The sequence below is a fragment of the Paenibacillus sp. B-A-8 genome (assembly GCF_048572915.1).
GTDB lineage: Bacteria > Bacillota > Bacilli > Paenibacillales > Paenibacillaceae > Paenibacillus_AQ.
This window is the reverse complement of record NZ_CP183882.1, coordinates 1,117,851-1,140,609: the sequence shown is the minus strand read 5'-3', so window position 1 is coordinate 1,140,609 and position 22,759 is coordinate 1,117,851. Positions and strand designations below refer to the sequence as shown.

Here is a 22,759-nt window from a genome sequence, read left to right as displayed (position 1 = left end):
TCATGATTTCATATTAAGGAAGCAAGAAGCCATAGCTTGTAAAAATATCACTGGCTTCCTTGCTCTGAAGATAACTGTAAAATTCCTTAGCTTCCTTCTGATTCTTCGAATTCTTCACGATACCTGCCGGATAATTAATGGCTTTGTGAACATGCGGACCCACGGTAAGAGCAATTTTCGTCTTCTTTGAAGTCAATGCATCTGTCTTATAGACAAAGCCTGCATCGACATTCCCCGTTTCGACGTAAGAAAGAACCTGACGGACATCCTTCGCGAATACAAGCTTGTTCTGCAGCGTATCCCATACCTTCTTCGCAGTTAACGATTGCTGAGCGTATTGACCTGCGGGTACAGATTCAGGCTGTCCTACCGCTATCTTCTTAAACGATTTGTCCGTAAGCTGAGTGATCGTATTTAATGAAGCTTTTGAATTCGAAGGGACGACCAGAACCAACTGATTCTTAAGCAGCACCTTATGGTCAGAGATCAGTCCAGCATCCACTAACGCATTCATCTGTTTATCCCCGGCAGAGAAGAATAGATCAGCCGGAGCACCTTGTTCAATCTGCTTCTGTAATGTGCCGGATGCAGCATAATTAAAGACCAAATCAATATCGGGATGCTTCTTCTCATAGAGAAGCGCCATTTTATCTAAACTATCCTGCAAGCTGGCTGCAGCCGATACTATAATCTCTGTCTTCTTGGCGGCTGCCTCTACCTCTACCACTGCGCTCGCAGATAAATTCACAACCAAAAAAATTGCTAATGCGCCAAAGATCCGGATTGACCATTTCTTAAACATTTCCATTCCTCCCATTTTCATATGTATATATGTAGATGCTATTCTAGCATACGTTTTTTCGATTTTCTATAGATTGAGTTGTGTTTAGTTATGTTTAGTTATATATTGTTATGATTAGAGAGTTATAAAGGTTTACATCTTCGACCTACTCGCAAAAAAAGGATGCCTCCGGCAACCATTTAAATGGTTGCACAAGCACCCCATCTTTCGAATTGAACGAAGGTCAAATGAGCGTATCACTATTTATAGTGCGAACTCCATTTTTCCAACTGCTGCCTGATTACTTCACGATAATAGTACGGTTCAATGATTTCCGCTTCCTCTTCAAATCTCTTAATCCAGCGGACAAATCCTATATCTTGTTCCACTGAAACCTTAAAGTGAAAGCATCTAGCTTGACGATCCACTTTACTTGGCTTAAAAGGCAATTCGTCCTTCTTAATTCCTTCCATTATCCGTTCTGAGAATTTCACTTTGAATTCTACCTGTAAACTATCCCGATCGAGTGACCATTTCTGCTTCATAAAGGCTTGCACATCAAATGCTTCCTTCGAAAAAAAACGATTTAATGGCTTCACATTAGAAAAATCGTTGATATGATATGTACGAATAACACCCTGGCGATGACAAAATCCTATGAGATGAAAACGACTTTCCAGCGGGACCAGACAATAAGGATCAATAGTGATCCCTTTCTCTTCTAATGCATTTTCACTATAATTCGCTTGTATACTCTTTTGCTTTAATAAAGCCTCCAGGATCGGAGTAAGAAAAGAGTGTTGTTCCATCTGCGAACTGTTCCTTTCTGCCCACCCCACCCCTACTTCTCTTCTTGCACGTTCTATTGTTTCTTCTCTTTCCGCCTTCCGTTTATATTCAGCTGCGACTACTTTTTCATACGCGCTTTCAAAATCTATAGGTAGTACCGGTTTTATATCTTTCATAATATAGCGTAATTGCGAAAATGCGGTTGCTTCTTCTTCCGACCAATCCAAGGGATAGAGTGCAAAATTCCCAATAAAAGCATAACCTTTTCCATGCCCCAGGTGGGTTATGGGAATATGCATGGCGCTAAGCGCGTCCATATCCCGGTATATCGTTCTCTCGCTGTTGCCGCAGCGTTCCGCCAATTCACGGGCTAATATCCCTGGCTTGGCTTGAACAAGTGTAATAATGCGCATCAGTCGGATTAATCGGTCTGTCATATTCAGTTCCCCTTGATTTATGGTTAAATAGACCCATTATTTTATGAAAAAAAGTAAATTGTGATAGAACTTTTTTACTATGTTACCACATTTTATATTACAATTCTTCTGAATATTTTCCGCCGAATCCGCTTGAAAATCCAATTTATGTATAGGTCTTTTTTCGTTTATGTGCATCCCCGATCAGCATGTCCTATATTAAATACCACCAACGGCTTTACTACGAAGCTGATGCTCGAAACCTATCTGCTTATACAACATTTCAGCCTCTTTCAGCAGCAAAGGATCTCCAGAGCGTACCGCGAGCAGCAAAAGCTTATCCGCATGACGATTGAGCTTCTCCCGAGCTTCACTATACTGTCCTTTATTTCGTAACGCAGCAGCCTCCTCAACCGTTTCAGACGTCTTTAGCAGTTCCAGATGCTTCTCAACATAAAAGCAGCAAGTATCGCTCAGAATGCGGGTATGATGCGCGTACTCCAGCTCAAGCACCTTCACAGGGAGTTCACGAACACGCTCTACAGTTGGCTTTTTATACTTCCACTGTAGGGAGAGCGCCTCATATTTACCGGCTACAGAACTAGAGGTACTGAACTCCAGCCCTATGAATTTGCGTTGTCCTGTTTTTATTTTGCCAAGTTTAAGCAAGAGCGAATGACCTTCTCCAGCCTCCATCTCACATCCATAACAGCGCTTAAAAGTTAGATGCGGCTCAAGCCAAACTTGTAGTTCAATATCACGTGCTACCACCTTATGGCTCATAGGTCGGCTATGTTCTGAAGGCATATTTCCTTTCCATTCGACAAGCAAAACAGCATCGCGATTGCCACCTGCAAAAATACGATCTTGACCCCACGTAAATGTAGGATGAATACTTTCCATCATATTTTCCACCTCTTTCTTTTTTTGGGTCTTCTATTAATGTACCAATAATGGCGGACAACTCCATGTCATGGAATGTATGTTCGGTTCTATATTATCGACAAAAAAAGAGCCATTCTACATACTAAGTAGACTGACTCTCACAAAAATAACCCCTTTTGTCTGTTTATGACGAAAATTTTAAGCTTTTTATCTTTAACGGCTCTGAAGTTTAGGCTGCACTCGTTCCCGCTTAAAAAATAGGCCCAGCGCCCATTTGGCGCAAAGCAGAGAAAACATAAAAAATAGGATTGCCCAAAATATGGCCGGCACCGAAGTCATCCTTGCCAGATTACTGGCATCTCCCGCGCGAGACGGGGATACAACGGCGGCGTATACCAGAAATAAACTCCCCATTACAGACTCTTCCAAGGTCAAAAAAGCTAATAACAGATAATAAAATTTGCTGGCCTTTTTCCAAACCACCAGCATTAAAACGTTCAGCGCAATAAACCCACTCAACCACATCATTCCGAAGCTTCCCCGAACGTACATTAACAGCATCATCAATGCAACCGTAGTAGCCAAGATAAGACCCCAGTCATGCCGTCCTTTACTATAGAAATAGAAGAGCAGCAATGCGAATAAGGATGCCAGCAAATAACCGGACAGCGATACCAGAATCGCTCTGCCTCCATCTTGAATAGCTGAATAAGTGACACCGCTATGGTCCGCGTATAGCTCAATCCGCAGCACACTGCCTGACAACAGTAAAGTCACCAGCGCATGACCAAATTCATGTATCATCGTGTCTAAATTCCGAAACAAAGATGAGAACGGAATCAACCTCGTCAAAAAAGCAGATCCGACCAAAAATAACATTGTCTTAAGCCATTTATTCACTTCGCAGCAGCCCCTTCCCGTCCAAAGTATACGATAAATAGTCCCTCTTCTCAATCATGAAGACTCAGCCAAATAGAGCTCTATACGGAAGTGCAAAATCATTTCTAGCAGGCAAATATTACTGACACTAGATACACCATTCACGCTTAGCGTACGCTGTCAGAAGCTGTCAAGCTGTGTTAAAATAAAAGAAATAAAAAGCCTAAATCGGGTGGTGATTATATAGATGAAACAACATAAATACCGTAAATATCTACAGCTGTTATGTTCGCTCCTGCTTCTGCTGACCGTTTCCATAGCTCTTCCAGCCCCAGTAGCAAAAGCTAATATATTCAGTGATATCTATAATGGATTCAAAAGTTTCTCTGAGCTTCCAAACGAAGTCAATGAATTGAAAGAAGGATTTCAGCAGACAGCAGAAGAGCTACAGCAAGCTAAAGATAAGCTTGCGAATACCATGCAGGAAATGGAAGCCTACCGGACACAGAACGAAGCCCTGCAGGAACAGAATCGCCAACTGACGCAGATGGTTGATGCATTGCAAAATGACCGGACCGCACGCGAAGAATATTTTCATAAAATTAAAGTGACTATTTTTACGGGGATCGGTCTGATTCTAGGGTATTTTATACTCATCCGGATTATCCGTTTCAGCATGCTTCACCGTTCTAGAAAAGGAGACCGTCTGCGCTAATCTTGAACATTTAGTAAAGCTAACGCCTACAGCATGAGGGAGATGAAATATGAACATCGATGTCCAAGATGAAAGCGACAGCGGGAGCGGACAAGCCGTAGCCTTCACTCTCGTGGAGAAGGAAGAGGTTCATGTGCTGCACCCACAGCAAATTATCGCTTATCAAGGGCCTGCCACTGGACGAGCAGACAGATTTATGGATGTGAAGGGCATCTATCGCAAGCACAAGTTAATTCGTTCAGATATGTCTGGTCCTTGCCATTTTGTCGCCGCCCTTCCACCGGGTTATCGGGTAAAGATTCTACAGCTTGATGGTAAGAGCGATTTGTTGTACGACTTTAAACATCTCTTCTTCTACAGCGAAGGAGTTACGATGAATACACGGGTACTGAGTATGAAGAATGTGCTCGTTACAAGAGATATTGTGAAGGTAAAATTTACAGGTAAAGGTATCATTGGCATACTGACTGAAGGAACGGTTTGTGAAGCTGAGCTTCATCCTTACAATCCACTCTATGTGGATGCAGGCAGCATAATTGCCTATCCTGAGAACGCGAAGCTGGAGCTTACCGTTTACGGCAACCATTTAGCTAGCCAGCATATGAGTTATCACTGGAAGATGACGGGCCATGGACCTGTGCTTTTTCAAGCTGGACGCCAGAATCGCCGATTTGAAAGAGATAATAACGATGATGGTATTATTAAACGATTCCTGCGCGAAGCCGTGCCATTTGGTGGAGTATTTATTAAATAGAAGTATTCAAAAGAAAGAGCGCCATGCGTTAACGATACGCAGGCGCTCTTTGTATGTTCTATCCCTTATAAGGATATTGTCTTAACCGATAAAAGCATTCAGCATCCAAGCATGTTTCTCAATGCTGCTTCTGATGCCAATCAACAGATCCGCAGTTGGTTGATCACCTAGTTCTTCTGCAGCTGCAATTGCTTCTTGCAGTTCTTTAGCAACCGTCTTAAAGTCTCTAACGAGCTCGAGTACCATACCCTTAGCATCTTCGCCACCGCGTGCTTCTTGTAGGTCGGACAGTTCAAGATATTGCTTCATCGTGGAGGCTGGTTGTCCACCAATAGAAAGCAAACGCTCAGCCAAATCATCCGCATAACCTGCAGCTTCATTATATAACTCTTCAAACTTCTCATGCAGTGTAAAGAATTGAGATCCGCTAACATACCAGTGATAATGATGAAGTTTTACTCCGAGCAGGAACCAGTTTGCGGTTTGGCGGTTCAATGCAGCTTGCAGTTCAGTATGGCTCTTTAGTTGTGTTGTCATTAATAAAACCTCCTATGGTTCATTTATTGTAATTGTATTTAGACTCGTTCTAAATCTATATACAATTTAACACACTCTTTTGCGTTTTGCAACTATTCTGGAGATTATATATATTGTGCCGATTCTAGCACAACTTATGTTATTAGGCCTATTATGTGTGTCACACTTTGGAAAAAAGGTCCTCTTCTTTAGATTAAAGAAACATCCTCCTCCGCGGTCTTTCCTTTTCTACTGCGGAAGAAAGCCCTCATCTCATCGCGTTTACTCTTTGGACTTAGTACATACACAGTATCCCCAGGCTCAATAACAGTACTGCCATGAGGGGTGACAATCTTTTTGTTGCGGATAATTGCCGTAAATAAGATATCGTCTGGCAGACCTATTTCTGAGATTTTCTGTCCAGCAATCGGCATATTAGGATTAATTCCAATATGATTGAACTCCGAGTCTGTCTTGCCAAGAGCAACCAGCTCCATCAGTGAAGGCTGATCTGAATCTTCTTGCCCCACAAGCTTCAATCGGGAAGCTAGCGGTGAAATACTAGTTCCCTGAATCACCGCCGAGGTCAGCACGACAAAGAATACAACATTAAAGAATAGTCGTCCGTGTGGCAGATCAGCCAGCAGCGGATAAGTCGCTAACACAATCGGAACGGCTCCACGCAGTCCGGCCCAAGAAATCAATGTCTTTTCACGAATTGAGAATTTGGTAAAATGCAGGCTTATAAATACACCGATTGGCCTTGCTACAACCATCAGAATGACGGATAACAAGATGCCTTGCCAAGCCACTTCCGCCAGTTCCTGAGGAAATACTAACAAGCCCAGCAGGATGAACATGAATATTTGCATCATCCAAGCAAAGCCGTGACTAAAATTCATAATGGTACGGTGATACATGAGCTCGGAATTGCCAAGAGTAAGGCCCATAACATAAACAGCCAGCAATCCGCTGCTGTGTACCCATGCAGATAAACCATAGGTCAGAACAGCAAAACCAATAGCCATTACCGGATAAAGACCTGTTGAATCCAGATTAATTCGATTGATGCAGTAAACTGCGATCTTACCCAGCACAAAACCCAGTACTAAGCCAATTCCCATCTCCCATATAAAAGACAACAAAAGCCCCCATATCGCAATATCCGGATGCTGTATCCATTCGATCAGCGATACGGTTAAGAAAACCGCCATTGGATCGTTACTTCCTGATTCCGCTTCTAGCGTAGAGGTCAAACGTTTATCAATGTTCTTACCGCCAAGAACCGAGAAGACTGCAGCCGCATCTGTCGATCCAACGATCGCTCCAAACAGAAAGCTTTCTGCCCATGACACATCGAGAATTAGCTTGGCGAATACCCCTACGATGACTGTCGTCATTATTACGCCTACCGTTGATAAGGATAATGCTGGACGAATAACAGGCTTAATATCCTTAATATTCGTCTGCATCCCCCCCTCGAATAGAATGACAACCAGTGCGAAGATCCCGGCCATTTGTGTTAAGGAAGCATTGTTAAAAAAAATAAATTGGCTCAGCACCATACCCGCAGCAAGGAACAGTACTAAAGCCGGCATTCCAAATTTAGTGGAGAACTTGGTGGAAAATACGCCTACAAGCAGGAGCGCAGCCAGTAATAATATAATATTATCTGCAAGTTGGGACACCGATTATTCACTTCCCTTTCACTTCTAGCTTAAAATATAAGAAGCTTCCTTATTTATGTACTTTATTACCCTTATCCATATCCTTTTGAGACATTGAATAATATAAACAAGATTGGAGATTTCATTCCCCTGGCCTTATACTTTATGTAAATGCTTTCTCCCCATCGTGTGTACATATAGGAGGCTGAATGTTATGCAATTGAGATTAATTAAACCTGCGGAGCTGGATCAAGCAGCTCTGCTTGCAGATTCCATCTTTCGTGAACCGGGTGCCATTTCAATGAAAGAACTGTTTCCACTTATTTTCCGCCCGGGACTCAGTCATTCGTATGCGGCTATTACCGAGGACGGAACGGTTGCAGCTTTCATGGGACTCGTACCCTCTACGATCAAAACTGGTGATGCTATTCTGAATGTATTTTCCATAGGTGCAGTCTGCACCGCCCCTGCATTTCGTGGACAAGGACTAGCCGGTCAGCTACTAGAGAAATGCCAGGCCCATGCTGCGGAAGCGGGCGCATCGCTGATTTTTGTCTCGGGTGATCGCTCACTGTACACCCGAGCAGGATGCGTACCGTTCGGAGGTACGCAATTTGCCGAGCTGAACGAAGGCTCGGCTCAGGCACTTGCAGCCGCAGCAGGGGAAGAATGGACCCTGCGGCCGATGCAGCCGGGCGACTTCTTCGCCGTCAACCGGCTGCTGAATGAACGCGAAACCGGACATGTGTATAGTCCGGGTGAGCTGGCGCTGCTGCTGGGGACCGAGGCTTACGCGGGTGTGCTGGGCTTAACCCAGCGCACACTAGTAGCCGTTCGGGACGGCAGCATCGAGGGGTTCGCCGCGGTGGCTGTGCCAGCGGCGGCAGATGTGCCCGCACCGAGCACGGCGACGGCGGTGGAATGGGCCGGCCAGCCGAGCGCGGTAGCGGCGCTGCTGGCTAAGGCGGCACTGTGCGGCGGCGTAGGCGCGCTGCAGGTGCCAGTGCCGTGGCAGGAGCGCGGCTTGCTCGCGCTCCTGCGTAAGGCCGGCGCCTCCTTAAGCGCCGGCGCGAACAGCGGGACGGTCTGCATCGCAGACCGGCCAGCGCTTTTGCGGCAGACCGAAGGCTGCCGCAAGGGTCACGACTTGTCGTCCGTCCAGGACGACAAGGAGCTGATATCGCTGCTCTTTGATCCAGCGAGTCCGCTTCACACCTCTGATCCCTCGGGGGAGTCAGAGGCAATTCCCTTACCTTATATGTCAGGTCTCCATTTTATTTAGAAGCAACTTAAAGCATAAAAATAACCTCTGCGAGAGAATTGTCTCGCAGAGGTTATTTAGTATGCGCTATAAATGATTACATAAATTCAAATGGTAGCCTTATTCTCTGGAATACACCTGAAGCTCTTGAATGGACCAATAATTCCCGCCAGCTCCGTTCTGTACAATCTTGATATACCTCGTCTTCACTTTAGAGAAGGATATTTTAGTAAGCTCTTTCGTGCCTTTTCCAGAGGTAAGTTTGTTCCAGTTCTGAGCATCGTCAGAAATATAGACTACATAGTCTCTTGGATAATCAAAAGGTGAAAGCGTGCTATCCAAATCTATTCTTTCAATTTCATGTGCTTCACCCAGATCAATCTGAAAATACTCTCCGGAAACCTGATGTTTCCCCGTATCCCAGCGCGTGCGCCGATCCCCATCGATGGCAAGACTCGGAGCTGAGGCTGCCGTATTCACATTTGAGGTTACCTTCCATTTCGTACGATCCAGAGGAACCAGTCCGGTGGCTGTAATCTGAACTTTATCGGACAGTAAATTGGAGCCAGATACCCTTACCGCGTAGGTATATAACGTCCCTTCACGTAAATTATGATCCGTATATTCTGTAAGCTTCACATCAGTAGCTGCCACCTTCATTTCCCCACCGCTACCTTCAGCACGAAGCAGCTCGTAGCTTGCTCCCGGTGCCTCCAGCCAATTTAATTTCACAGATAAACCTTTTGTTGCCGCGGCTTTGAATCCCTTAGGCGCCGACGGTTTTACTTCAGAGGAAGGCTGCAAAATATACTGTACAGCCTCTCCCGGAGCAAGTTTCTCCGTAAAGGTTAACGTGGGAGTAGCCTTTTTCCCTGTTACATAACTTCTTGCTTTTTCATACGTATCCCCGTTTCCAAAACGTTCCCCTTCATATATAACGTTTTTCGGCATAGTCACATTTACACTCACGGTCTGCGGAGTAGACTCAAAGTTAACGAAATTAACCAGTACCTTATTCGAGGTCGCTCCGCTTCCCGCAAGAGGCTTCAACGTGGAAGTATCCACGGCCCGAACATAAACCAACTTATCGGCTAACACATCTTTATTTGCAACTTGATAAGTTAATGGAGCTCCATGCGTAGCATAAGCAAGACTAAGCCTTCTCATGATGCTGACACGTGAATCCTCATTTTCTTTTGTATAATAAATCTCTGTGGTCGCCGGATCATGTTCTTCTAAATTAAACCCGTATTTGAATAAACTGAAATCCTTAAAAAAAGCAGCATGCTGCACAAACATATCCGCATAACCGATATGTGCACGCATGATCCGATCGAATACCGCGGCTGTCCGCTCCGTTGCCCCGTATTGATAGGCGTCCACATGACTGTCCGAGGTACCAAATTCAGTGGTCAGCATTTTTTTGCCGAGTCCATTGTCTGCGCCAGCGAAAGTCTTCAAATTCTCTGTAAAGCTTCCCCCGTTACTAAAAATATAAGAGTCGCCGTACGAGTGTCCATTGGTCAAATCCGTAACCTTCTCCAGCTCCATACGCTGCTCTGGATCACGTTCCCATCCATCCGGATCTCCACATGCCTTCTCAGTTCCCTTCTGATTACCGCAGGAGTCCTCACTGTAGCCCGGCCAATACGCCCATCCTGGAGCAACAGTTTGTAAATGGGGCGCGATTTGCTTGCCCTTTTTATTTAGCCAGTCCGCAATCGCCAAATTTACTGCCTTAGAACGATTGAATAGCCCTGGCTCATTATCTACCTCATAGTATTGAAAATAGGGGCTATATTGTTCAAAATAATCTGTCAGCTTTTTCTCCGCATCAGCAGGCAACGATCCATCTGTCTTAAGCTTAATATCACCAGTATGCAAATACAGAGCAACCGCCTGCATGTTGTAACCCTGCAATACCTTGTAATATTCCATCATATTCGAGCAGGATCTCCCGACATCACTAGCACAGCTGGTACGCATCACATTACCGCTATAAGCCATACCTAGCCATTTGATAACATAAGGCAAGTGCGTAACTGCACCTTCATCAAAATAAAACTGCTTATTATTCACTACTGTTCCGGTCAGTGTGTAGCTGCCATGAATAGGCTCGGAAATTGGAGCGTTAAGAGACTCTAAACGGAGATTATCCCATGTCCACCAGGAATATTCGTCTTCTTTGTCACTGCAATATAAACAGCGAACCGTTTGCAGCTTCAATTCGTTTGATCCTATCTTTAATTGCTCCTTGGGGATATATAATTCATAGGTCTTTTGAAAGCTATATTTACTTTCTGTGCCAGCAACGCCCGCAATTTGAATGATCCCCGACAATTGATGATTGGAAAACACACTCATTTGCGGCACAGATTTATAAGCGTCTAGAATACCTACGCTAAATAAGACCCCGTTCTCCGGGATCTTATTTAGCTGATATGTGATCGTTAATTCCGGCTGGGTCTTTCCATTCAAGCCTGCAGGCAAGCTCTGAAAAGCCGATGATTTGAGCACTGAAGAAGTAACATTAAATTCCTTCTTGCTGCCGGAAGTGCCACTCGCAGCAAATTCAGCTGCTGAGCCATCATGTTGTCCCAGATTCCAGATCACAGTACCATCCGGTATTTCTGCTGCAAGATCACTTCCTGTAGACAGTCTCGGTATATTGGCACCTACCTTATAATCATTCGTTCTATTCGTTCCGAAAACTGAGACAGACAACAGAAACAAGACGGTTAATGCGGCGAATTTTAGTAATAACAGTAATGGTTTGTTTGCTGATATCTTATTTTTTCTATTAGATATTCTCCTCGTTATTCCCATCCATAGGTCCTCTCTTTCTTTCGGAATGTCTTGCCCTATCATTTCATTAGATTAAGGAAGGTACAATGCCCCTTGTGGAATCACCTGCTGCTTCTGGCTGGAACTCTCCCATAGCAAGCGAAGATTGGCATCCCCTTCATTCTCATAATATTCAATTTGGATATCATAAAGCGTTCCTGCTGTGAGCGGGATACTACCTTTATGAAGGGTTGAACTTTGATTTTTCCAATTGTCGATAATCAGCTTTCCGTCAATCCAGACACGGACTCCATCATCAGAGGATGCCGAAATCATATATTTTTCACTGAATTTGGGTTTGAGTTTCCCTTTCCAGCGTACAGAAAAGTGATCTTCATTTATCTCTGATGCAGGTGACCCACCATGCCAATTAAAATCAATCTTACGGTCATTGCGGATAAGCACCGGTTCTCCCTCTAAATCAGTATTGTTATAGTATTCTCCAGTTAAACCCGTTGGGGTTACCGGTGCTATCGAAGGGACTTCTGTTGTGAGAACATAATCCTCTCTCGATACTATAAACGAGTTATTCATGAAGCTTTTGATGGACTGTGGCGTATTATTTTCTGTCAGCAATTTGCCCCAGGTCATCATATAAACCCATTTATTTTGTTTGTTGGTTAATACATCCGGGTTCGGCAGCTGCCCACTTTCCCCGATTCCGATAGGTTTATCTTCAGCAAGTGTGAGCAGGTCCTCATAGTAGGACTGCTTATAATCATTATTGTAGATATCCGCAGCCAGAACATCGACTTTATCTGCACTGGGATAATAGGCGGCATAAGAATCTGCCCATTCATTCGGCGCGTTTGGATTCCACACCCACAGTAGATTATTCAGTTTGTGTGTGTTTACAAAACGATCATAGACAATATTCCAAAGCGCTGAAAAATTGTCCTTTTTCCCCCACCAAAACCAACCGCCATTCATTTCATGGTAAGGTCGCCATAAGACTGGAACCCCAGCATCACGCAGCTGTTCTAAATATCCAGCGATCTCATCTAGATCAGAGATTAGACTCTTATACTGAGCCGTCCCAGGCGTAACATAAGCATTAAACTTCTCTTGACTGAGACTTCTGTTTACATTGGACCATTCTGGAGAAGTTCCTGGCAAACTCTGATGGAATGTCATGGCTACAATGCCACCCGTCTGATTCCACTCCATTGCACTGTCAATTACTGCTTGCCGCTGTTCGGCGATTGTCCTTTTGGATTGATTATTAATCGCCCCTAATTCATAACCATGTAGAACGGCATTTTGTCCCGAAGTATTCTTCAGCTTATGAACCAGTTCATCTGGACTTTCTAGATAATCATGCTGACCAGACAGGATACCTTTGCCACGTAGATTCACCAAATTACTCAACAGTTGCTTGGCTTCTTCAGAAGCTGATGGATTGCTTGGTATAGCCGGGGGAAGAGAGGAAGAAACACTCATAGCCTTCGGAAGACTCTTAACCTCTCCCCAAGGCAGCAAGGAAAAAATAATAAACACCGGTAATATAGTAAACAACAATCTGTTTTGCTTATAATATTTACGCAAATAAATCCTCCTTTCGGTAGCTGTACTGCCTCCACAGGTAATAAATAAACATACCTGTTATCGGACAATCGTCTTCTGACCTAATGAGGACTATAGCTTAGTAGCTCTGCAATAACGCAGAGCTACTAAGGATCGACCTTTAATTTTCATCAATCAGGAGACATCCGGAAGAAAAAGCGCACTTGCTGGAACTGTCTCTTTAACTTGACTAGCACTTTCCCACATCAAGCGGACTCTCGCATCGCCTTCATTTTCGTAATACTCCACCTTGATATCATATAGCTGACCAGCCTTCAGCGTAATATTGCCCTTACGCTCAGTGCCACTTTGCTTCGTCCAACTATCAATCACAGATTCCCCATTCACCCAGACACGGATGCCATCATCTGATGTAGTGTAAAATGTATATTGTTCATCATATAAGGGCTTAACTTTACCGCTCCAACGTATGGAGAAACGATCAATCCCAAGGGCGGCATCCGGCGATCCTTGCCGCCAATTGAAATCGATTATTGCATCGGTTCTAATAAGAGCTGCTGCTCCCGATAGCTGCATGTTGTTGTAATACTCTCCTGCAAGCCCCTTCGCGAGAGGAATTGCTGCCTCTCCCTCTTCTTCGGGAGGTGCCGGTGCGGCGCTAGGTGTGGGTACCAAGCTATTATTTAATTTATCTCTAGTCAGGGTATAGCTGCTATTCATAAAAGTTTTGATTGTATCTGCACTGTTATTCTCATAAAGCATTTTTCCCCAGCTCATCATATAAGTCCATTTACTTTGTGATTGTTGAAGCTTCTCCAGATTAGGCATTTCACCATTTTCCCCGATCGCAATCGGTTTGCCCGCGGCTAGACTCAACAAGCTATCATAGTATTTTTGCTGGTAATCATTTTCGTATATGTCTGCTGCCAGGATATCTACTTTATCAGCTCCTGGATAAGTTAACGCATACGGATCTGACCAAACATTGGGAGCATTCGGACTCCATACCCATAGCAAATTATTTAATTTATGAACGTTAACAAAACGGTCATACATAATATTCCAAAGTTTAGAAAAGTTATTTTTCTTCCCCCACCAGAACCAGTTCCCGTTCATTTCATGATAGGGTCTCCAAAGTACCGGGACGTTCGCATCTCGCAAGCTTTTTAGAGATACTGCCACCTTATCAAGTTCAGCAATCAGACTGTTATATTGCTTGGTACCCGGTGTAACGTAACTATCGAATTCACTTTGGCTAAGCGTTTTTTTAACATTATCCCAGTCATAAGAGGTGCCCGGCAGGTTAGCATGAAAAGTCATAGCTACGATTCCGCCCGCTTTATTCCAGTTGATGGCGCTGTTTACCACATTTTTACGCTGCCAGGACATCGTTCCTTCAGACTGGCCACTGATCGCACCCATTTCATAACCGTGAAGAGCTGCATACTGTCCGCTGGTTCCCTTCAGCATATTGTTAATTTCATCTGGACTTTCTAAATAGTCATGTTGGCCAGCAAGGATTCCTTTTCCTGAGATTGAGTAAAAATAGTTAAGCAGCTTTACGGCTTCAGGTGAGGCTCCTGGGGTAACTGGCGTTCCAGAATTTGAAGCAGCTATGACAACAGACGGCGAAATTCCAACAGTAAGCGGAAGTGCAGTCAGAAACAGGACGAGTGACAGAAATGCACCAAACAATCGATACGTACGGTAAGCTTTCAAAATAATCTCCCTTTCGGTAGCCAGGCTGCCACTCTTTCGAAGGCCCTATAGCTTTGCGTCCCTACCTTTCGATAGGTTTGCCTTTTCAATTTAAGAGAAATAATCTCTCTTACCGTAAGTATCGACGACAATTAATGATATATTTAGTGTTTTTATGACTTTTTTTGATAATTGAGTCAATTTACCTGTTTTAAGAAATTCCGAATTGGTTAAATAGATAGGTTAGACCTATGAAATGAATTGTTGTAGTTCTATATCATTCCAGTCTAAAGTAATACGAATATTATCTTCTTCTACTAATTCAGAACCCGTCTGTACCTCTATAAACTCAACATCCGTCAAAGCAAGGATTGCGTGCTTCGTTCCTTCCGGTATACGTACCACGTCCCCAGCCTTCACATTATGTTTTTTCTCATTCAGCACAATACTTGCTTCGCCGCTGACGATTGTCCAAATTTCACTACGTTTGCGATGTAACTGATAGCTGATATTATTCCCCTCGGATATAAAAATCCGTTTAGTCAGCACTTCATTGCCCTCGTCATATTTCACATAATCAATAACTTTGTAATGGCCCCAGCGGCGTTCCTCGTACATCGGTCTCTGTTCAAAGGTCTTCAGCACTTCTTTAATCCGTGGACTCTCGGCTTTATGGGTAACTAGAATCCCATCCGGGCTAGCCGCGATGATCAGATCCTTCGCACCAATTACCGTAATTGGAATATCCAGCTCATTAATCAAGCAAGTCCCCTCAGAATCCGCCGTCACAAAACCCTTGCCTACATGCTTGCTGCTCATTTCCTCTGTTAGCGTATTCCACGTTCCAAGATCCTTCCAGAATCCATCATACGGCTGTACCACAATATGTTCTTCTTTCTCCACCACTTCATAATCAAAGCTGATGGAAGACAATAGCTTATATTGCTTCTGCAATTCTTCATATCCTAAAGGCAACCCTTTACGCTGCAAAATATCTAACAAGTACCCTAGACGGAAGGCAAATACTCCGCAATTCCACAATGCATTTTGCTCGATAAGCTGTTCTGCTTGTATGCGGTCTGGCTTCTCTTGAAAGTGACTCACCTTCATAAAACCGTTCTCCCCCGCCTCTTCGGTGGTAGGAATGATATATCCGTATTTCTCTGAGGCGTGTTCAGGAATAACACCCATTAGAGCCAGATTTGCTCCACTTTCTAGCATAGTCCCTTCAAGCATAGCTATGGTATCGAAAAAGGATGCTTCTACATAAGGGTCAACAGGCAAAATCGCTACCGTCTCCGCTGGAGAAACACCTGCAACCGAATAAAGATAGGTAGCTGTTAAGGCGATAGCCGGAAAAGTATCCCGACGCTCCGGTTCAACGATAATCGGCACATGACTTCCCAGTTGGCTTTGTATCATTTCTACTTGGCCGCGGCCGGTGGCCAGATAAGATGATTCTGCCATTCCCGCTTCCTCCAGCTGTCTCCAGACACGTTGTACCATGGATTCTGGTTCACCTTGAGGGCTTTCAAGTACCTTTAGAAATTGCTTTGAACGTGAGTCGTTGGACAACGGCCATAACCGTTTACCTGAACCGCCTGATAGAAGTACCATTTTCATAGAATGAACCCTCCTTAATATATGGAAATCGAGCATAATTGAATTGTTATCAAAACGTATAGCTTCCGCTTAGCCTTAGTTCGAGCGGATGCATTTTAAAAAAATTTATTAGGTATGAACCACTCCAAGGGATTTTGGACTTCCGATCGCTGTTATCCTCAGATTTCCTGATTTGAACCGCCGCCAGCGGTAGAAATCCGAGGATAGCATATGCTTTCGAAGCTAGCTTTCCTACGGAAATCTTTCGGGCGAACACTCCGTTTCTACAGTTCCAAATTCCCTTTCCGTTCTTTACCTAACCAACTGCTTCTTAATTCTAATCCGTGCTGCACCGAGCTGTGCCAGCCGGAAGCAAGCACGTTTTTCTAAAGATTGGCTTCTGCTCCTATGGAGGCAGCAGCCAACGCAAGTACTACTACAACAACAAGGTTATCTGCTACTGCGATAAACAATCAGAGTACCTAACTTTATAAATTGCTTAGAAACTTAAGATAAGGGAATGGAGTGACGGAGGGGAATTTTGGAACTGTAAGAGCGATAGCGTCCGCCTAAAAGCTTTCCGTAGGAAAGCTCACTTCGTAAGCATAAGCTTTTCCGGATTTCTACAGCTATTAGCGGTTAGAATCAGGAAATCTGCAGACAACAGCGGCTGGAAGTCCAAACATTCACCGCAGTTGCGACTGACACTTAACACAAAAATCTCAAGTTCAATATATATAGATTAAACCGCTCCAGCCACACTAGCAGAATAACCGCTCAATCCACCCATCTGCGGGCGGCCGACAGAATGATAAACGAGGCCGGTACCCTCGATTTGCTCCTTGGAATACACATTGCGTCCATCGATCAGCACCCCATTACGCATGCTTTTCGCCAGCTGATGCAGATCAATGTCCTTGAGTAGGCTCCAATCGGTAAGCAGGCATACGGCATCGCTGCCCTCAGCCGCTTCCTCTGGCAGATTGCACCAACGAAGCTGCGGATGATCATATTGCTGCCTAAAATTTGTAGCTGCGATTGGATCATACAGTTTAACCGTAGCCCCTTCAGCCACCAGCGCCTCTACAATCTCTCTGGCGGGAGCTTCGCGGACATCATCAGTGTTAGGCTTGAAAGCAAGCCCCCAGATCCCAATCGTCGAACCGCGCAGACTGCCAAGTGATTCATGCAGCTTGGAGATGATCATAAACCGTTGTCCTTTGTTCACTTCGACTACAGATTTCAATAATTTGAATTCGTAATCGACGTTGCCCGCAATTTGAATGAGCGCATTAGTGTCTTTCGGGAAACAGGAGCCTCCATAACCGATGCCAGCCTGCAGGAAGGATGACCCGATTCTTTGGTCCATACCCATTCCTTGTGCTACTTCGGTTACATCAGCTCCCACTTTTTCGCAAATATTGGCGATCTCGTTAATAAAGGAAATCTTCGTGGCCAAAAATGCATTCGAAGCATATTTGATCATTTCAGCACTGCGTATATCTGTTACAAATACATTTACTGTGAAACCCTTATGAAGCTCGCGCATAGTTGGTTCCAGCTCTGGATTATCGAGACCAATGACAATTCTATCGGGATGGAGGGTATCGCGAATCGCTGACCCTTCACGTAAAAACTCGGGAGCAGACACGATATCAAAAGAATGATGGGTAGATTTAGAAAGTATGTTGGAGATTTTCTCATTTGTTCCTACGGGAACTGTAGATTTTGTCATTATAATTTTGTGCCCTTCCATCGCTTTAGCGATTTCAACAGCTGCATTCTCAATGTAGGTTAAGTCTGCTTCACCATTAGGCAACGATGGCGTACCTACTGCAAGGATGATAATATCTGAACGACGTACCGAATCCTGCAGATCCGCAGAAAAGGATAATCGTTCCTCACGAAGATTCAGTTCAATCAGTTCCTCAATTCCCGGCTCATAGATGGGTGATTCCATCCGTTTCAGCTTCTTAATCTTTTCCTCGTCCTTATCCACACAGATGACATGATGTCCGCCCAGTGCAAAACATACGCCAGATACAAGACCCACATACCCAGTACCGATTACTGTCAGCTTCATACAATCATCCTCCTTTTAGAAAATTGACGTAGGCCTGCTCAACATACTGCTTGAACTTAACCATAAACGCCTGCTCATCAAATTTACGTGCATGCTCCATAATTTGATCGATATCCCAAGCGTAGGACTCTACCTCGTAAATAGCCTTTAGTAGATCCTCCACTTCTTGATGCTGAAAGAACACACCATTTACATAAGGAATAATAGTATCTAGTGCACCACCTGCTTGATAAGCAATGACCGGTCTTCCCGCAGCGTTCGCTTCCAGCGGTGTGATTCCAAAGTCCTCTTCTCCCGGAAAAATAAATGCTCTACACTGTGCCATCATTCCGGTTACTTGCTCATCCTCTAGCCGGCCTAAAAACGATACATTGTCCTTAGCCATGCCTTCGAGACGTTTACGATCTGGTCCATCCCCTACGATGTACAGCTTAAGACCGTTACGGTTAAAAGCCTCTACAGCTAAATCAATCCGCTTGTAGGAAACAAGTCGAGATACTATTAAATAATAGTCACCAATGCTAGAAGAGCTTGTGAAACGGGCTGTATTAATCGGTGGAAATATGACATCTGCATCCCGGTGATAATAGTTCTGAATCCTTGTCTTCACTACTGAAGAATTGGCTACGAACTGATTCACATTTTTAGAAGTCCGCTGGTCCCACGATTTGAGCTGCTGCATGTATACCTTAAGCATTTTCTTGAACAACCCGGAATTCGACTGACGTTCCATGTAGGTGTCATAATCCCATGCAAAGCGCATAGGCGTATGGCAGTAACAAAGATGAAACGTATGTTTAGGAACTTGAATACTTTTCATAAAAGCACTGCTGGAACTCAGGACGATATCGAAACCGCGAAAGTCCAAATCACGGATGGCCATTGGGTAAAGTGGCAGCACCCCTTTAAAATTGGTCTTTACCCCCGGTATCTTTTGCAGCCAAGAGGCACGTATATCCGCATCTTTGAGATTGTCAGTAAGGCGGCTTCCGTTAAAAACCGTTGTGTAGATTGGAGCCTCGGGATACATGTGATGAAAGACTTCCACCACTCTTTCCGCGCCGCCCATTTGGATTAAGTAATCGTGCGCTATCGCAATTTTCATGTGAATCATCCTCAAAGTTTTATGGAGCATCATCTTCAGAATTACCGTGTCATCTCATCTGTCAGGTGCTCGCCAACAAACCTTTATAGTAGTCAACGATGTCCTTGACCGTATTCTCGATAACAAACTGCTCTTTCACTCGTTTCATCCCATTGTCCGCCATCCGCCGTCTTTCTTCTGGGTGATCCAGCATCCATTTAATGGAGTCTGCCAGTATCGCCGCGTTTCCAGGCTCTATCAGTAATCCTGTCTCACCTGGAACTACAATTTCTACTGGCCCGCCTTCATTGGAGGCAACAACCGGTAATCCTGCTGCCATTCCTTCAACGATCACTTGGCCAAAAGGCTCAGGAGTTACCGAAGTATGAATCAGTAAATCAGCGGTATTCATAAGGCCTTGAATATCATCCACATGCCCTAGCATGCTTACATTAGTAAGCTCGTCGTTTTTTATCTTTTGAAGCAATTCCTGCTTATAAGCCTCTTCTCCAAAGAGAGCGTCTCCGGCCAGCCAGAACTTCACGCGAGGTTCGTTCTTAAAGCTTTTTGCGGCTTCCAGCACAATATGCTGGCCCTTCCAATGCGCCAATCGACCAACTAGCAATACGTTAAATTCCTTCTGATCCCGCATGCCGATCCCATTACCAATCGCTTTAGCGAATGCGGAGTATACGACCAGCGTTTTCTTCGAACGCGGCAGCTCCAAAGCATTCAGCGTAGAATGTGAATTCGCGATGACTCCATTGGGGAGCAGGCGCGACAGTAAACGAATTCCTTTAGCAACAACAGGCTTTAAATAAGGAGCTCCAATATGGTCCCGGATGTGCCAAATCAATGGAACGCCCGCTATTTTAGCAGCGATGGCTCCGTATAATGCAGATTTCAGAGAATTGGTGTGCACGCAATCTACCTTCTCCGCTTTTAAGAGCGGAGCAAGCTTACGACCGTAAGCCAACAGCTTGAAGGCTGCAGCAGGTGCTCCCAAGTTGACTGCATTTCTACCACGACTTCTGATGCTCTCATCTAGCGGAATAATACGGACATCCATTCCCTTTTCACGTAGCCGTTCAGCCAGCGCACCATCCTCGGCCAGGATTACAAGTGGATCAATCTGTTCTCCAATATGGGTAAGGATGTTAAATAGGGCAACTTCTCCACCACTCCATTTAGCAGTGTGATCTATATAGGCCACTCTAAGCATTACGTGGTCACCTCCTCTCCTAAGGCTTGTAGGAACACGGATTCTACTTGATCCGTAACATGCTCCCAGGTATATCTCTCCAGTACATGTTCTCTACATTCATCCCGGCTCGGAAGCAGCTTTCGATTGCTAAGCATATGGATCATGCCTTCGGCCATGTGGTCACTACTTGGACTCTTAAATAGCAATTCCGGCCGGAAGCCTTGCAGGATTTCCTTATTGCCGCCAATCGGTGTAGCCATCACTGGCAATCCTGAAGATAAGGCTTCAACGGTAATCAAACCAAAGCCCTCCAATGCCTGTGAGGGAACCACGAACATGTCCGCTGCCTGATAATAAGAGGCTAGTTCATGATCGGGAATGTAGCCTAGCAGTCTTACCTTGTTGCTTAAGCCATAGTCTGCGATCTTTTCTTCAAGTTCCCCCCGCAGCGGCCCTTTGCCACCAATCAGCAGCATCGCATTCGGGAAACGCTCCGCAACTTGCTTCCAAGCTTCAAGCAGCTGGAGTAGTCCCATCCGATTGACCAACCGCCGGACAGTCAGCACGGTTGTTGCTCCCTCAGGTAAATTTAAGCTTCGGCGAATCGCCAATCGATTCGTAGCGGGAATAAAACGTTCCACATTAGCTGCTCCTGGTATCACTATAATTTTGTGTAGAGGCACTCCGTGCAGCTTATGGAGAATATCGCGGAACGTCTCACTAAGCACGATGAACTTATCCGCTAGCTTATAAGCTCTATGTTCAATGGATTTGGCGATAGTTGTCTTGACCCGGTGCTTAATGCCTTGGCCTTCAATTTTCATTTCTTCATTCCATGGACCATGAAAAGTCATCACTACAGGAATCCCACGTTTTTTTGCTTCCAGCGCTGGACCAATACCGTAAGGAGCGAAGTGAGTGTATAAAATATCTATACGACCACTGCCCTCTCCCATCAGATCAGCCGCTTTACGCTGGAAAGCATCCTTACGTTTCCAGATCCCATCCTTTGGATCTCCGGCATTGTGAATAATCAATTCCTCGGGTGTAGCAGGCGTTTCTTGACTGCAAATCAACGCATGCACCCGATTACGTGAGGAGAGTTGCTCGCAAACGGATTTGAAATACGTGTTAAGCCCACCCGGCTGTAGCGACGGCCAGCTAAGACCAGTCGTCATAATGTTCAATCCGTCACTGTACGGCATAGCTTCTCTCTCCTTTATTCTCCTTCTCAATCTGACTCTTCTTCGCATTGTGCTGAGTCAGCTTTCCCGATCTAATTAATTCGTAAAGCTTGAAGCCGACCATGAATTCATACATGACCCAGAATACGGATACACCGAAACCTGACATTCCCTTCTTGAACAACCCGTGTAAGAAATACTTTTGCAGGAACCGGGCTGGCGGTCTTACCAGCAGATGACTGACCCGAAATCGTTTGCCCTTGGCATACGCACTTTCAGCTTCCAAGTCAGTGTACTTATTGAAGCGTGCCACATGATCGTTAATACTGCGGTACCCATAATGCCAGAGCGTTCCTGTCAAACGTATAGTTCGCTCTTCAGAAACCTCGGGCATTTCGTGCACCAAGCTGTTTCGAATGCCATAAGCTTTACGGTTGTAAAGGCGCACTAGATATTCGCCACGATCCAGCCATCTGCCCATAAAGTCGCCGATCCGATAGATAGAATAGGCAACCGATTGATCGATAAGCCCCGGTTTCAGTTCAAGAATACTTGCGGCCAACTCGTCGCTCACCACTTCGTCAGTATCAATAAGGAAGACCCAATCATGAACCGCGCGTTCTACTCCGAACTCCCTCTGTTTCGCATATCCGGGCCATGGGTTGACATATACTCGACAATTTAAGCTTTCGGAAAGCTGTACTGTCCCGTCCTTGCTGCCTCCGTCAATCACAACCACTTCGTCGGCGAATAACCTGCAGGATTGTATGGCTTTAGATATTCGAACTTCGTCATCCTGAGCGATAATGACAGCCGATATTGGATAATCGCCTTGGCCGCCTACCACGCTTTTTACTGAATCCATGAAGGTTT

Annotated in this window: 18 protein-coding genes and 1 riboswitch; of the genes, 3 read left to right on the top strand and 15 right to left on the bottom strand. The window is 44.8% G+C overall.

The window, feature by feature from the left end:
• Window positions 1–13: 13 nt before the first annotated feature.
• The 4 genes from modA to ACN6MV_RS05055 form a co-directional block, all read right to left on the bottom strand.
• Window positions 14–802, bottom strand: a complete 789-nt coding sequence (gene modA / locus ACN6MV_RS05070) for a molybdate ABC transporter substrate-binding protein (protein ID WP_339289392.1) — start codon at window positions 800–802, stop codon at window positions 14–16.
• Between the two features lie 239 nt (window positions 803–1,041).
• Entirely contained in the window at window positions 1,042–2,007 is a 966-nt protein-coding gene (locus ACN6MV_RS05065) for a helix-turn-helix transcriptional regulator (RefSeq protein ID WP_042124470.1), read from the bottom strand.
• 198 nt (window positions 2,008–2,205) lie between these two features.
• A complete protein-coding gene (locus ACN6MV_RS05060) occupies window positions 2,206–2,892 on the bottom strand; it encodes a hypothetical protein (protein ID WP_042124468.1) in 687 nt (228 codons plus the stop codon).
• Between the two features lie 192 nt (window positions 2,893–3,084).
• Window positions 3,085–3,771: a M50 family metallopeptidase gene (locus ACN6MV_RS05055; protein ID WP_419885840.1), complete on the bottom strand. Its 687-nt coding sequence runs from the start codon at window positions 3,769–3,771 to the stop codon at window positions 3,085–3,087.
• A gap of 226 nt (window positions 3,772–3,997) precedes the next feature.
• On the opposite strand from ACN6MV_RS05055, the gene ACN6MV_RS05050 reads away from it, so the two are divergent.
• On the top strand, window positions 3,998–4,465 hold the full coding sequence (locus ACN6MV_RS05050) for a hypothetical protein (protein ID WP_419885839.1): 468 nt from the start codon (window positions 3,998–4,000) through the stop codon (window positions 4,463–4,465).
• A 49-nt stretch (window positions 4,466–4,514) separates the two neighbouring features.
• Window positions 4,515–5,219, top strand: coding sequence for an AIM24 family protein (locus tag ACN6MV_RS05045; RefSeq protein ID WP_419885838.1), 705 nt, complete (start codon window positions 4,515–4,517; stop codon window positions 5,217–5,219).
• Window positions 5,220–5,300: 81 nt separating this feature from the next.
• Here the strand turns inward: ACN6MV_RS05045 and ACN6MV_RS05040 are convergent, their stop codons facing one another.
• Together ACN6MV_RS05040 and ACN6MV_RS05035 are read right to left on the bottom strand one after the other, a co-directional pair.
• Complete coding sequence (locus ACN6MV_RS05040; protein ID WP_042124459.1) at window positions 5,301–5,756, bottom strand: Dps family protein; 456 nt, start codon at window positions 5,754–5,756, stop codon at window positions 5,301–5,303.
• Between the two features lie 188 nt (window positions 5,757–5,944).
• On the bottom strand, window positions 5,945–7,423 hold the full coding sequence (locus ACN6MV_RS05035) for a potassium/proton antiporter (protein ID WP_419885837.1): 1,479 nt from the start codon (window positions 7,421–7,423) through the stop codon (window positions 5,945–5,947).
• Between the two features lie 193 nt (window positions 7,424–7,616).
• Between ACN6MV_RS05035 and ACN6MV_RS05030 the strand changes: the two genes are divergently transcribed.
• A complete protein-coding gene (locus tag ACN6MV_RS05030; protein ID WP_419885836.1) occupies window positions 7,617–8,684 on the top strand; it encodes a GNAT family N-acetyltransferase in 1,068 nt (355 codons plus the stop codon).
• A 99-nt stretch (window positions 8,685–8,783) separates the two neighbouring features.
• On the opposite strand, the gene ACN6MV_RS05025 is transcribed toward ACN6MV_RS05030, so the two are convergent.
• From ACN6MV_RS05025 to ACN6MV_RS04985, 9 genes are all read right to left on the bottom strand, one after another.
• Window positions 8,784–11,489: a discoidin domain-containing protein gene (locus ACN6MV_RS05025; RefSeq protein WP_419885835.1), complete on the bottom strand. Its 2,706-nt coding sequence runs from the start codon at window positions 11,487–11,489 to the stop codon at window positions 8,784–8,786.
• Window positions 11,490–11,540: 51 nt separating this feature from the next.
• Window positions 11,541–13,052, bottom strand: a complete 1,512-nt coding sequence (locus ACN6MV_RS05020; protein ID WP_052414461.1) for a glycosyl hydrolase — start codon at window positions 13,050–13,052, stop codon at window positions 11,541–11,543.
• A gap of 153 nt (window positions 13,053–13,205) precedes the next feature.
• Window positions 13,206–14,750, bottom strand: a complete 1,545-nt coding sequence (locus ACN6MV_RS05015) for a glycosyl hydrolase (RefSeq protein WP_042124452.1) — start codon at window positions 14,748–14,750, stop codon at window positions 13,206–13,208.
• Between the two features lie 12 nt (window positions 14,751–14,762).
• Window positions 14,763–14,842: riboswitch (cyclic di-GMP riboswitch) on the bottom strand.
• A 136-nt stretch (window positions 14,843–14,978) separates the two neighbouring features.
• Window positions 14,979–16,352, bottom strand: coding sequence for a sugar phosphate nucleotidyltransferase (locus ACN6MV_RS05010; RefSeq protein WP_042124450.1), 1,374 nt, complete (start codon window positions 16,350–16,352; stop codon window positions 14,979–14,981).
• A gap of 721 nt (window positions 16,353–17,073) precedes the next feature.
• Complete coding sequence (locus ACN6MV_RS05005) at window positions 17,074–18,414, bottom strand: UDP-glucose dehydrogenase family protein (RefSeq protein ID WP_419885834.1); 1,341 nt, start codon at window positions 18,412–18,414, stop codon at window positions 17,074–17,076.
• 4 nt (window positions 18,415–18,418) lie between these two features.
• Window positions 18,419–19,519, bottom strand: a complete 1,101-nt coding sequence (locus ACN6MV_RS05000) for a glycosyltransferase (RefSeq protein ID WP_042124446.1) — start codon at window positions 19,517–19,519, stop codon at window positions 18,419–18,421.
• Between the two features lie 61 nt (window positions 19,520–19,580).
• Window positions 19,581–20,720 carry a glycosyltransferase family 4 protein gene (locus ACN6MV_RS04995; protein ID WP_419885833.1) on the bottom strand — a complete coding sequence of 380 codons (1,140 nt, stop codon included), beginning with the start codon at window positions 20,718–20,720 and terminating at the stop codon, window positions 19,581–19,583.
• Entirely contained in the window at window positions 20,720–21,907 is a 1,188-nt protein-coding gene (locus tag ACN6MV_RS04990; protein ID WP_339289382.1) for a glycosyltransferase family 4 protein, read from the bottom strand. The genes ACN6MV_RS04995 and ACN6MV_RS04990 overlap by 1 nt, the downstream gene beginning before the upstream one ends.
• The gene (locus ACN6MV_RS04985; RefSeq protein ID WP_042124442.1) at window positions 21,894–22,751 is read right to left on the bottom strand and encodes a glycosyltransferase family 2 protein; all 858 of its coding nucleotides are present in this window, start codon (window positions 22,749–22,751) and stop codon (window positions 21,894–21,896) included. Before ACN6MV_RS04985 ends, ACN6MV_RS04990 begins: the two co-directional genes overlap by 14 nt.
• Between the last annotated feature and the right edge of the window lie 8 nt (window positions 22,752–22,759).